Here is a 12,506-nt window from a genome sequence, read left to right on the forward strand (position 1 = left end):
ATCCATGCGTTCTCCCCCCGATCATGGCGCATCGCCGACCGGGGCATAACATTCTCTAATGAGCACTTCAGGGCCTGGCGGGCAAGGTCTCCAGCTCACCCCCTTCCGGGGGCTGCGCTACGTCGCGGAACGGGTCGGCAGTCTCGCCGCCGTCACCTCACCTCCCTACGACGTGGTCGTACGCCCCGACGGTCTCCGCGAACTCGAGACCGCCGACCCTCACAACATCGTCCGGCTCATCCTCCCGCAGGCCGGCACCCCCGCCGACCGCCACCGGCAGGCCGCGGACACGCTGCGCCGCTGGCAGGCCGACGGCATCCTCGCGCCCGACCCCGAACCGGCCCTGTACGTCTACGAACAGCGCGACAGCCACATCCTCCAGCGCGGGCTGATCGGCGCCCTGCGGCTGAGCCCGCGCGAGGAGGGCGTCGTCCTCCCGCACGAGGAGGTCATGCCGCACATCGTCGAGGACCGCGCCGACCTGATGCGCGCCACCGCCGCCAACCTCGAACCCCTGCTGCTCGCCTACCGCGGCAACGGCGGTGATGCGGAGGGCGGTGCCGCCGCGGTCATCGAACGCACCATCCGGCACGAGCCGTTGCTCTCCACCACCACCGAAGACGGCTTCGACCACCATCTGTGGCGGGTCACCGACCCGGCCGACCTGGTCGCCATCGCCGCCGATCTGCGCAACCACCAGGCCCTCATCGCCGACGGCCACCACCGCTGGGCCACCTATCTGCGGCTGCGCGAGGAGCGGACCGAGCCCGGGCCCTGGGACTTCGGCCTCGTCCTCCTCGTGGACACCGCCCGCTACCCGCTCCGGGTCCGGGCCATCCACCGGCTGCTGCGCCACCTCCCGGTGGCCGAGGCGCTCGCCACGGCACGTACCGCCTTCCGGGTACGGACGGTCGACGGCCCGCTGCCCCGCGCCCTGGACGCCCTCGCGGAGGCGGCCGCCGCACCGGACGGGCAGAACGCGTTCCTGCTCGCGGGCGACGGCGGATTCCACCTGCTCGACCGGCCCGACCCCGGGCTGCTGGCCCGTACGGTCCCCGAGGGACGGCCGGAGGCCTGGCGGGCACTGGACGCGACAGTCCTGCACTCACTGCTCCTGGACCACCTCTGGCAGATCCCGGACAGCGCCGAGCACATCGGCTACATCCACAATGCGGAAGCGGCCGTCGAGCAGGCGGAGCGGCACGGCGGCACGGCGGTGCTGATGCATCCGGTGCCCGAGGAGGTCGTCCACGAGCTGGCGCGGCAGGGGGTCGCCATGCCGCGCAAGTCGACGTCCTTCGGGCCGAAGCCCGCCACCGGGCTGGTGCTGCGCAGCCTGACCCTGGGCTGAGCCCACAGGACGACAAAGAGGGCGGAGCCCCGGCCGGGGGTGGTGGTCGGGGTTCCGCCCTCAGGCATCAGCTGGCGTCGTTGCGCTCGCTGTTCTCGCTGTCCGCGGTGTCCTCGGCGTCGTCGTCCGTGGCCTCGGCCTCCGCGGTGTCCGCGGCCTCCTCGGCAACGTCGTCGGCCTCGACCTCGGCCTCGACGTTCGCGACCTCGACGACCTCACCGGCGTCGGCGACCTCATCGGCGTCGAGCGCGTCCACGAACTCGACACCATCCAGCTCCGCGAGCCGGTCGGAGGCGTCCGTGGTGCCGCCCTGGTCCGCCTCCAGCGCCTTCGCGAACCACTCCCGCGCCTCGTCCTCACGGCCGACGGCCAGCAGCGCGTCGGCGTAGGCGTACCGCAGCCGGGCGGTCCACGGCTGGACGGAGTTCGAGGCCAGCTCCGGGCTCTGAAGGGTGACGACGGCGGCGTCGGCCTGGCCCATGTCGCGCCGGGCGCCCGCAGCCACCAGGCGCATCTCGACCTGCCCGGCCCGGTCCAGCTTCTGCACCTCGGGCTCACCGGCCATGGCCAGCGCCCGCTCGGGACGGCCCATGCCGCGCTCGCAGTCGGCCATCACCGGCCACAGGTCGTTGTTGCCCGTCATACGGCGCGCGGCACGGAACTCCGCCAGCGCCTCCGAGTACTTCGCGACGGCGTACGACGCGAACCCCGCCGCCTCGCGGACGGCGGCGACGCGGGAAGCGAGCCGCAGCGCGACGCGCGAGTACTGGTACGCCCGCTCCGGCTCCTCGTCCAGCAGCTTGGCGACCATGACGAGGTTCTTGGCGACGTCCTCGGCGAGGGTCTTCGGCAGGCTCAGCAGCTCCTGCCGTACGTCCTTGTCGATCTCATCGCCGGTCACGTCCTCGGGGATCGGCAGCCGCTTGATCGGCTCGCGGTCGCGGTCCCGTCCGCGCTCGTCGCGGTCGCGACGGCCGTAGCCCCCGGACCGGTCGTCCCGGCCGCGCCCCTGGCCACCGCCGTACGGACGCCGAGAACCCCGGTCGTCCCGACCGCCGCGGTAGCCGCCGCCGTCACGGTCGTCGCGACGCGGCCCACGGGGCCGGTCGTCACGACGGTCGTCCCGGCGGAACCCACCACGGTCATCCCGGCGATCATCGCGCCGGTCGTCGCGACGGAACCCACCACGGTCATCACGCCGCTCACCACGACGGTCATCCTGACGGAACCCACCACGGTCGTCGCGCCGATCATCACGGCGGAACCCACCGCGATCGTCACGCCGATCATCGCGACGGTCGTCACGCTTGAACCCACCGCGGTCATCACGCCGGTCGTCGCGACGGAACCCGCCACGGTCGTCACGGCGGTCACCACGGTCACCACGGCGGTCATCCTGGCGGAACCCACCGCGGTCGTCACGGCGGTCGTCGCGCCGGAACCCACCGCGGTCATCACGCCGATCATCCCGACGGTCGTCGCGCCGGTCATCCCGGCGGTCATCGCGACGGAACGGGGGCCGGTCATCCCGGCGATCGGAGCCACCGCGCGGCCGGTCACCGCGGTCGTCACGGCGCCCGTAGCCACCGCCGGGACGTCCGCCACGGTCGTCGTCGCGACGCGGCCCACGCGGCCGATCGTCACGCCGGTCGTCCCGACGGTCGTCACGCCTGAACCCACCACGGTCGTCGCGGCGGTCGTCCCTGCGGAACCCACCGCGGTCGTCACGCCGGTCATCCCGGCGATCGTCGCGACGCTCGTCACGACGGAACCCACCCTGACGGAAGCCACCGTCGCGGTCGTCCCGGCGCGGACCACGCGGGCGATCGTCACGCCGGTCATCACGCCGGTCGTCCCGACGGTCGTCACGCCGATCATCGCGGCGGCCGTAGCCACCGCCGGGGCGTCCACCGCGGTCGTCGTCGCGACGCGGCCCACGAGGCCGGTCGTCACGACGGAAGCCACCACGGTCCTGGTCACGATCGCGGTCACGACGCGGTCCGGAGTCGCGGAAATCCCTCCGGTCGCCGCCGTCCCGGCGCCGCGGCTCGCGGTCCCCCCGGTCGTCGGAAGAGTTGGTGGGCATTTACGTGACTCCTGTCTTCAGGTCAAAACAAAAAGGACCCCTGGTCCCAGCATGAACGCTGGGACCGGGGGTCCTCCAAAGATTGTTCGGCGGCGTCCTACTCTCCCACAGGGTCCCCCCTGCAGTACCATCGGCGCTGAAAGGCTTAGCTTCCGGGTTCGGAATGTAACCGGGCGTTTCCCTAACGCTGTGACCACCGAAACCCTATCGGGTTCTAGCGAACAAGCACACTCTTCAATTAAGTAAGTGGAACTGATTCACCGGTGCGACTGTTCGCAACCCGGGAACCACACAGTGGACGCGAGCAACTGAGGACAAGCCCTCGGCCTATTAGTACCAGTCAACTCCACCGGTCACCCGGCTTCCATATCTGGCCTATCAACCCAGTCGTCTACTGGGAGCCTTACCCCATCAAGTGGGTGGGAGCCCTCATCTCGAAGCAGGCTTCCCGCTTAGATGCTTTCAGCGGTTATCCCTCCCGAACGTAGCCAACCAGCCATGCCCTTGGCAGGACAACTGGCACACCAGAGGTTCGTCCGTCCCGGTCCTCTCGTACTAGGGACAGCCCTTCTCAAGACTCCTACGCGCACAGCGGATAGGGACCGAACTGTCTCACGACGTTCTAAACCCAGCTCGCGTACCGCTTTAATGGGCGAACAGCCCAACCCTTGGGACCGACTCCAGCCCCAGGATGCGACGAGCCGACATCGAGGTGCCAAACCATCCCGTCGATATGGACTCTTGGGGAAGATCAGCCTGTTATCCCCGGGGTACCTTTTATCCGTTGAGCGACGGCGCTTCCACAAGCCACCGCCGGATCACTAGTCCCGACTTTCGTCCCTGCTCGACCCGTCGGTCTCACAGTCAAGCTCCCTTGTGCACTTACACTCAACACCTGATTGCCAACCAGGCTGAGGGAACCTTTGGGCGCCTCCGTTACCCTTTAGGAGGCAACCGCCCCAGTTAAACTACCCACCAGACACTGTCCCTGATCCGGATCACGGACCCAGGTTAGACATCCAGCACGACCAGAGTGGTATTTCAACAATGACTCCACCATGACTGGCGTCATGATTTCACAGTCTCCCACCTATCCTACACAAGCCGAACCGAACACCAATATCAAGCTGTAGTAAAGGTCCGGGTCTTTCCGTCCTGCTGCGCGAAACGAGCATCTTTACTCGTAATGCAATTTCACCGGGCCTATGGTTGAGACAGTCGAGAAGTCGTTACGCCATTCGTGCAGGTCGGAACTTACCCGACAAGGAATTTCGCTACCTTAGGATGGTTATAGTTACCACCGCCGTTTACTGGCGCTTAAGTTCTCAGCTTCGCCCCACCGAAATGGAGCTAACCGGTCCCCTTAACGTTCCAGCACCGGGCAGGCGTCAGTCCGTATACATCGCCTTACGGCTTCGCACGGACCTGTGTTTTTAGTAAACAGTCGCTTCGCTGGTCTCTGCGGCCACCACCAGCTCACACTGCAAGAGTGATCACCAGCAATGGCCCCCCTTCTCCCGAAGTTACGGGGGCATTTTGCCGAGTTCCTTAACCATAGTTCACCCGAACGCCTCGGTATTCTCTACCTGACCACCTGAGTCGGTTTAGGGTACGGGCCGCCATGAAACTCGCTAGAGGCTTTTCTCGACAGCATAGGATCATCCACTTCACCACAATCGGCTCGGCATCAGGTCTCACCCTTAACGAGGAACGGATTTACCTACTCCTCGGGCTACACCCTTACCCCGGGACAACCACCGCCCGGGCTGGACTACCTTCCTGCGTCACCCCATCACTTACCTACTACCACCTTGGATCAGCGGCTCCACCACTCCCCTCAACTCCGAAGAGATCAGGGCGGCTTCACGGCCTTAGCATCAGAGGATTCGATATTGGCGCTTCAAAGCGGGTACCGGAATATCAACCGGTTGTCCATCGACTACGCCTGTCGGCCTCGCCTTAGGTCCCGACTTACCCTGGGCAGATCAGCTTGACCCAGGAACCCTTAGTCAATCGGCGCACACGTTTCCCACGTGTGTATCGCTACTCATGCCTGCATTCTCACTCGTGAACCGTCCACAACTACCTTCCGGCGCTGCTTCACCCGGCACACGACGCTCCCCTACCCACCACAGCCCTCGTTGGAGGTATTGCTGCAGTGACACGACTTCGGCGGTACGCTTGAGCCCCGCTACATTGTCGGCGCGGAATCACTTGACCAGTGAGCTATTACGCACTCTTTCAAGGATGGCTGCTTCTAAGCCAACCTCCTGGTTGTCTCTGCGACTCCACATCCTTTCCCACTTAGCATACGCTTAGGGGCCTTAGTCGATGCTCTGGGCTGTTTCTCTCGACCATGGAGCTTATCCCCCACAGTCTCACTGCCGCGCTCTCACTTACCGGCATTCGGAGTTTGGCTAAGGTCAGTAACCCGGTAGGGCCCATCGCCTATCCAGTGCTCTACCTCCAGTAAGAAACACACGACGCTGCACCTAAATGCATTTCGGGGAGAACCAGCTATCACGGAGTTTGATTGGCCTTTCACCCCTAACCACAGGTCATCCCCCAGGTTTTCAACCCTGGTGGGTTCGGTCCTCCACGAAGTCTTACCTCCGCTTCAACCTGCCCATGGCTAGATCACTCCGCTTCGGGTCTTGAGCGCGCTACTAAACCGCCCTATTCGGACTCGCTTTCGCTACGGCTTCCCCACACGGGTTAACCTCGCAACACACCGCAAACTCGCAGGCTCATTCTTCAAAAGGCACGCAGTCACGACGCAGAGACAAGTCTCTGCGCGACGCTCCCACGGCTTGTAGGCACACGGTTTCAGGTACTATTTCACTCCGCTCCCGCGGTACTTTTCACCATTCCCTCACGGTACTATCCGCTATCGGTCACCAGGGAATATTTAGGCTTAGCGGGTGGTCCCGCCAGATTCACACGGGATTTCTCGGGCCCCGTGCTACTTGGGAAATACGCAAGAGAGCCGTACAGATTTCAGCTACGGGGGTCTTACCCTCTACGCCGGGCCTTTCGCATGCCCTTCGCCTATCCATACGGTTTCTGACTCTCCGACCGGTCGGCAGACCGATCCAGCACACTCCCACAACCCCGCATGCGCAACCCCTGCCGGGTATCACACACATACGGTTTAGCCTCATCCAGTTTCGCTCGCCACTACTCCCGGAATCACGGTTGTTTTCTCTTCCTGCGGGTACTGAGATGTTTCACTTCCCCGCGTTCCCTCCACACTGCCTATGTGTTCAGCAGCGGGTGACAGCCCATGACGACTGCCGGGTTTCCCCATTCGGACACCCCCGGATCAAAGCTCGGTTGACAGCTCCCCGGGGCCTATCGCGGCCTCCCACGTCCTTCATCGGTTCCTGGTGCCAAGGCATCCACCGTGCGCCCTTAAAAACTTGGCCACAGATGCTCGCGTCCACTGTGCAGTTCTCAAACAACGACCAGTCGCCCACAGACTTCGTGGACTCCGGCCTCCGAGGGGTCATTCCCTCAGACACCCAACAGCGTGCCCGACAACTCTCTTACTTCCACCCTGTGTTCCACGCCCAAAGGCAGTACTAGCAGGAAGAACCACGAGAGGTGCCGAGTAGTCAACGTTCCACCCATGAGCAACCGTGCAAGTCATTCGCTCGCAGTCGGCTATGTGCTCCTTAGAAAGGAGGTGATCCAGCCGCACCTTCCGGTACGGCTACCTTGTTACGACTTCGTCCCAATCGCCAGTCCCACCTTCGACGATTCCCTCCCACAAGGGGTTGGGCCACCGGCTTCGGGTGTTACCGACTTTCGTGACGTGACGGGCGGTGTGTACAAGGCCCGGGAACGTATTCACCGCAGCAATGCTGATCTGCGATTACTAGCGACTCCGACTTCATGGGGTCGAGTTGCAGACCCCAATCCGAACTGAGACCGGCTTTTTGAGATTCGCTCCACCTCACGGCTTCGCAGCTCATTGTACCGGCCATTGTAGCACGTGTGCAGCCCAAGACATAAGGGGCATGATGACTTGACGTCGTCCCCACCTTCCTCCGAGTTGACCCCGGCAGTCTCCTGTGAGTCCCCATCACCCCGAAGGGCATGCTGGCAACACAGAACAAGGGTTGCGCTCGTTGCGGGACTTAACCCAACATCTCACGACACGAGCTGACGACAGCCATGCACCACCTGTACACCGACCACAAGGGGGCGCCTGTCTCCAGACGTTTCCGGTGTATGTCAAGCCTTGGTAAGGTTCTTCGCGTTGCGTCGAATTAAGCCACATGCTCCGCCGCTTGTGCGGGCCCCCGTCAATTCCTTTGAGTTTTAGCCTTGCGGCCGTACTCCCCAGGCGGGGAACTTAATGCGTTAGCTGCGGCACGGACAACGTGGAATGTCGCCCACACCTAGTTCCCAACGTTTACGGCGTGGACTACCAGGGTATCTAATCCTGTTCGCTCCCCACGCTTTCGCTCCTCAGCGTCAGTATCGGCCCAGAGATCCGCCTTCGCCACCGGTGTTCCTCCTGATATCTGCGCATTTCACCGCTACACCAGGAATTCCGATCTCCCCTACCGAACTCTAGCCTGCCCGTATCGAATGCAGACCCGGGGTTAAGCCCCGGGCTTTCACATCCGACGCGACAAGCCGCCTACGAGCTCTTTACGCCCAATAATTCCGGACAACGCTTGCGCCCTACGTATTACCGCGGCTGCTGGCACGTAGTTAGCCGGCGCTTCTTCTGCAGGTACCGTCACTTTCGCTTCTTCCCTGCTGAAAGAGGTTTACAACCCGAAGGCCGTCATCCCTCACGCGGCGTCGCTGCATCAGGCTTGCGCCCATTGTGCAATATTCCCCACTGCTGCCTCCCGTAGGAGTCTGGGCCGTGTCTCAGTCCCAGTGTGGCCGGTCGCCCTCTCAGGTACTACCCGTCGTCGCCTTGGTAGGCCATCACCCCACCAACAAGCTGATAGGCCGCGGGCTCATCCTGCACCGCCGGAGCTTTCCACACACAGACCATGCGGTCGTGTGTCGTATCCGGTATTAGACCCCGTTTCCAGGGCTTGTCCCAGAGTGCAGGGCAGATTGCCCACGTGTTACTCACCCGTTCGCCACTAATCCCCCACCGAAGCGGGTTCATCGTTCGACTTGCATGTGTTAAGCACGCCGCCAGCGTTCGTCCTGAGCCAGGATCAAACTCTCCGTGAATGCTTCCAGGTAATCCTGGTGAACACCACGAGAGCGGAACCACCGGAGGAATAATCCGATGGTTCACAGCGTCCTCGCTGTGTGTTTTCTTCAAAGGAACCTCGACCACATCGATGATGCGGACGGGGTATCAACATATCTGGCGTTGACTTTTGGCACGCTGTTGAGTTCTCAAGGAACGGACGCTTCCTTTGAAACCGTATCACCGGTTTCTCCGGGCTCTTCCCTCCGGCCTTTCGGCCTTTCGTGTTTCCAACCTTACCAGATCCGTTTTCCGTTCCGTTTCCGGTCCGAATTCCGTTTCCGGCCCCCTGTTGGAGCGGGGTGTTTCGCGCCTTCCGGCGTGTCCACCACTTTAGCGAATTTCCCGCTCAGCTCCTAATCGGAGCCCCAGGGCATGATTTCGCGCAGCGAAATAGGACCCTGTTGGGGAAGTGTCAGTAGTGGTTGGCCACCTGGGGCTGCTGGGACCCGACCTGATGGTCGTGCCGACAGCGCTGCCCGTCTCAAGCGGCTCGGGCTACGTTAGGCCCCCGGCCGACCGGAGTCAAGTTTCCACCTGACGGCGCGTCGGACCGCGGCGCCTCGGGGTGTGCGCCCGGTACGGGCTGACCGAGGGGTCGCCCTCGATCCAGAAGCGCCACGGATGAGTGGCTCCCTCGCCGCCGACTCCCGTGCGGGGTCCGCTGAGCACCTGTTCGGGCCGGGCGGGGCAGCCGGTGAGTATCTCCAGCGGGGCCTGCGGGCCCGCGCACACATCGGTGCCGTCCAGCCGGCGGTCGACACCGAGTGCCGTGGCCAGCCGGGCGGGTCCCTTGGCCAGTTCATGGTCGTTGCGCGCCTTGGGCCGACGCTCATGGGCGTGCTCGTGTCCGTACAGCACCTCCCCCGCGCGCAGCAGTACCCCGCTCGGGGAGCCCTCCGGTCCGCAGACCAGGTTGAGGCAATGCCACATGCCGTAGGTGAAGTAGACATACGCATGCCCCGGGGGGCCGAACATCACGGCGTTGCGCTCGGTGCGGCCGCGGTAGGCGTGCGAGCCGGGATCGGCAAGGCCCGCGTACGCCTCGACCTCGGTCAGGCGCAGCGCGATCGGGCCGTCGGGGGTGCGGCGGACGAGGGTGCGGCCGAGCAGGTCCGGGGCGACCTCCAGGACCGGGCGGTCGAAGAAGGTTCGGGCCAGCGGCGCGCGGTCGGGTCCATCGGTCACTTCGGCTCCGTCAGTCACGCGGTCCGAGCGTAGTGGAACCGATAGGTGCCGGTGGTTGGAGCGGGGCCGGTGCGCTGCAAGGCTATGAGCTGCGGAACCGCTCGCGGCTGTTCCGCGTATCTACTGTTCAACAGCGATCGATGCGATCGAGTCATGGCGCGAAAGCGTCGGCGCGAATGCGTCTTTGAGAGGGAGAACATGGGCTTCAAGAAGCTGCTCGCGAGTTTGGGTGCCGGTGGCGCCTCGGTGGAGACGGTGCTGACCGAGGAGAACGTCCTCCCGGGTGGCGTCGTGCAGGGCGAGGTCCGGATCCAGGGGGGCTCCGTCGCGCAGCAGATCGAGGGGCTCTCCGTCGGCCTTCAAGCCCGGGTCGAGGTGGAGAGGGACGACCAGGAGCACAAGCAGGACATCGAGTTCACCCGGCAGCAGCTGGGCGGCGCGTTCGAGGTGCAGCCGGGTGCGGTGCACGCGGTGCAGTTCGGTCTGGAGATCCCCTGGGAGACTCCGGTCACGACGTTCCTGGGGCATCATCTGACCGGGATGAACGTGGGCGTGACGACGGAGCTGGCGATCGCGCGTGCGGTGGACTCGGGCGACCTCGACCCGGTCAATGTGCATCCGCTCCCCGCCCAGCAGGCGATCCTGGACGCGTTCGGTGCGCTCGGTTTCCGGTTCAAGAACGCCGACTTGGAGAAGGGGCACATCCGCGGGACGCGCCAGAAGCTGCCCTTCTACCAGGAGATCGAGTTCCACGCGCCGCAGCAGTACCGGGGGCTCAACCAGGTCGAGCTGTCCTTCGTCGCGGACGACCGCGAGATGGACGTCGTCCTGGAGATGGACAAGAAGCCGGGCCTGTTCAGCTCGGGCAGCGACTCGTACCGGTCCTTCACGGTCGGCCTGGACTCCTACCAGGAGACGGACTGGACCGCGTATCTGAACCAGTGGCTCGCCGAGGTCGGCGGCAAGCGCAACTGGTTCTGAGCCTTCGCCGGTTCCGACCCCCACACGACGTCCCCGCGGGGCGTGCGCCGGATGCGTCCGGTGCGCGCCCCGCGCGCGTGTCGCGCTATGCGTCGTCCGGGCCGTCGTCGTACCAGATGGTCAGCGGCGTGCCGTGGGCGGACCAGTACGTCACGGCGTCGCTGAGGATGTCCGCCGCGATCGCCGCGGCCTCGGGTGCCGCGTCGCGGAACCCGTTCCAGCCCCGGACCCGCAGCAGATAGCCGCTGGGCTCGGCGCCCTCGCCCCACCAGGAGAGATCGGTGAGGCAGTCGGCGAGTGCGTCCCAGTTGTGCCCGTACCACTCGGGGAAGCGCAGGTCCCGGGCGCAGCGCGCAAGGAAGCCGTCCTTGTCGGACACGCCGTCGAGGTGCAGGGGGAGGACGGGGGTCGGGCCGGTCATGGGCGCCATGGTGCCAGCCCTCGGCGGCCGGGTCTCGTTAGGCTGGCCGGACAGCTGATCAACCGCGATCATCAGGAGGTTTTCGACGTGTCCGATCAGAACCGGCGTCCGCTCCCCCATGACTTCCATCCGCCGGTGCCCTCGTTCACCGTGGTGAGCGACGGGGTGGAGGCGGGCGGCACGCTGCCGTCCGCCCAGGTGTACGCGGAGGGGAACACCTCGCCGCAGCTCCGCTGGGAGGGTTTCCCGGAGGGGACGAAGAGCTTCGCCGTCACCTGCTTCGACCCGGACGCGCCGACCGGCAGCGGGTTCTGGCACTGGGTGCTGTTCGACATTCCGGCGACTGTGACGGAGCTGCCGACCGGAGCGGGCAGCGGTGACTTCGCGGGGCTTCCCGAGGGCGCCGTGCACGCCCGTAACGACTTCGGCACCCGGGACTTCGGCGGGGCCGCGCCGCCGCCCGGGGACGGGCCGCACCGCTATGTGTTCACGGTGTACGCGGTGGACACCGAGAAGCTGGGCCCGGATGCCGACGCGTCGCCCGCGGTGGTCGGCTTCAACCTGCGGTTCCACACGCTGGGCCGGGCGCATCTGATCGGCGAGTACGAGGTTCCGGCGGCGGGCTGACGCCGCGAAATTGCGTTGTCCCCGGCCGTCCTCCCGGCCAGAGTTGATCCCGGCCCGCCCGCCACGGAGAGGCGGGCGTGGCCGGGATGCGGGAGGTGGTCGGGATGCGCGAGACGCTGGTTCTGAACGCGAGCTTCGAGCCGCTGTCGACGGTGACGCTGCGGCGTGCGGTGGTGCTGGTCCTCCAGGAGAAGGCCGTCGTCGAACGCGCCCATCCCGGACTGCGGGTGCGCGCCGCGGAGGTCGATCTGCCGGTGCCGCGGGTGATCCGGCTGTGCCGTTACGTACGGGTGCCGTTCCGAAGACGTGCTCCGTGGTCGCGGCGCGGGGTGCTGGTGCGGGATCAGCACCGGTGCGCGTACTGCGGGCGGCGGGCGACGACCGTGGACCACGTGGTGCCGCGGTCGCGCGGCGGCGGGGACACCTGGCTGAACACCGTGGCGTCCTGCGCGGAGGACAACCACCGCAAGGCGGACCGGACTCCGGAGCAGGCGGGGATGCGGCTGCTCAACTCGCCGTTCGAGCCGACGCCTTCGGACGCGCTGCTGCTGGCGCTGGGGGCGGCCGAGCGGGACGGGCTGCCGGAGTGGCTGGCGCTGCCCGCCTCCGCCTGAGCCCGGTCCCG

At 65.5% G+C, this 12,506-nt stretch carries 8 protein-coding genes and 3 rRNA genes; 4 read left to right on the forward strand and 7 right to left on the reverse strand.

The window, feature by feature from the left end; translation table 11 throughout:
* Positions 1-58: 58 nt before the first annotated feature.
* Complete coding sequence (locus HYQ63_RS10040) at positions 59-1,351, forward strand: DUF1015 family protein (RefSeq protein ID WP_179933502.1); 1,293 nt, start codon at positions 59-61, stop codon at positions 1,349-1,351.
* Between the two features lie 67 nt (positions 1,352-1,418).
* Here the strand turns inward: HYQ63_RS10040 and HYQ63_RS44020 are convergent, their stop codons facing one another.
* The 6 genes from HYQ63_RS44020 to HYQ63_RS10065 form a co-directional block, all read right to left on the reverse strand.
* Complete coding sequence (locus HYQ63_RS44020; RefSeq protein ID WP_373689208.1) at positions 1,419-2,279, reverse strand: hypothetical protein; 861 nt, start codon at positions 2,277-2,279, stop codon at positions 1,419-1,421.
* The gene (locus tag HYQ63_RS44025) at positions 2,249-3,343 is read right to left on the reverse strand and encodes a hypothetical protein (protein WP_218929692.1); all 1,095 of its coding nucleotides are present in this window, start codon (positions 3,341-3,343) and stop codon (positions 2,249-2,251) included. Before HYQ63_RS44025 ends, HYQ63_RS44020 begins: the two co-directional genes overlap by 31 nt.
* Before the next feature lie 178 nt (positions 3,344-3,521).
* A 5S ribosomal RNA gene (gene rrf, locus HYQ63_RS10050) occupies positions 3,522-3,638 on the reverse strand.
* Positions 3,639-3,747: 109 nt separating this feature from the next.
* Positions 3,748-6,862, reverse strand: a 23S ribosomal RNA gene (locus HYQ63_RS10055).
* A gap of 253 nt (positions 6,863-7,115) precedes the next feature.
* A 16S ribosomal RNA gene (locus HYQ63_RS10060) occupies positions 7,116-8,642 on the reverse strand.
* The 16S, 23S and 5S rRNA genes sit together here, the layout of an rRNA operon.
* 547 nt (positions 8,643-9,189) lie before the next feature.
* Entirely contained in the window at positions 9,190-9,852 is a 663-nt protein-coding gene (locus tag HYQ63_RS10065; protein WP_179933504.1) for a DNA-3-methyladenine glycosylase, read from the reverse strand.
* 198 nt (positions 9,853-10,050) lie between these two features.
* On the opposite strand from HYQ63_RS10065, the gene HYQ63_RS10070 reads away from it, so the two are divergent.
* Entirely contained in the window at positions 10,051-10,833 is a 783-nt protein-coding gene (locus tag HYQ63_RS10070; protein WP_179933505.1) for a sporulation protein, read from the forward strand.
* Between the two features lie 85 nt (positions 10,834-10,918).
* Here the strand turns inward: HYQ63_RS10070 and HYQ63_RS10075 are convergent, their stop codons facing one another.
* Positions 10,919-11,254 (reverse strand): barstar family protein, encoded by a 336-nt coding sequence (locus HYQ63_RS10075; RefSeq protein ID WP_257231779.1) that lies wholly within the window; start codon positions 11,252-11,254, stop codon positions 10,919-10,921.
* A gap of 87 nt (positions 11,255-11,341) precedes the next feature.
* Here HYQ63_RS10075 and HYQ63_RS10080 point away from each other — a divergent pair, with 87 nt between their 5' ends.
* Both HYQ63_RS10080 and HYQ63_RS10085 read left to right on the forward strand, forming a co-directional pair.
* Complete coding sequence (locus HYQ63_RS10080; protein WP_179933507.1) at positions 11,342-11,881, forward strand: YbhB/YbcL family Raf kinase inhibitor-like protein; 540 nt, start codon at positions 11,342-11,344, stop codon at positions 11,879-11,881.
* 104 nt (positions 11,882-11,985) lie between these two features.
* The gene (locus HYQ63_RS10085; protein ID WP_179933508.1) at positions 11,986-12,495 is read left to right on the forward strand and encodes an HNH endonuclease; all 510 of its coding nucleotides are present in this window, start codon (positions 11,986-11,988) and stop codon (positions 12,493-12,495) included.
* Positions 12,496-12,506: the final 11 nt, after the last annotated feature.

The organism is Streptomyces sp. Rer75 (assembly GCF_013414305.1).
Classification (GTDB): domain Bacteria; phylum Actinomycetota; class Actinomycetes; order Streptomycetales; family Streptomycetaceae; genus Streptomyces; species Streptomyces himastatinicus.

What these genes read in the sequence shown, in the direction of transcription:
- HYQ63_RS10040 (WP_179933502.1), top strand. Translation starts at nt 59, where the DNA reads ATGAGCACTTCAGGGCCTGGCGGGCAAGGTCTCCAGCTCACCCCCTTC.
- HYQ63_RS10075 (WP_257231779.1), bottom strand. Translation starts at nt 11,254, where the DNA reads ATGACCGGCCCGACCCCCGTCCTCCCCCTGCACCTCGACGGCGTGTCC.
- HYQ63_RS10070 (WP_179933505.1), top strand. Translation starts at nt 10,051, where the DNA reads ATGGGCTTCAAGAAGCTGCTCGCGAGTTTGGGTGCCGGTGGCGCCTCG.
- HYQ63_RS10085 (WP_179933508.1), top strand. Translation starts at nt 11,986, where the DNA reads ATGCGCGAGACGCTGGTTCTGAACGCGAGCTTCGAGCCGCTGTCGACG.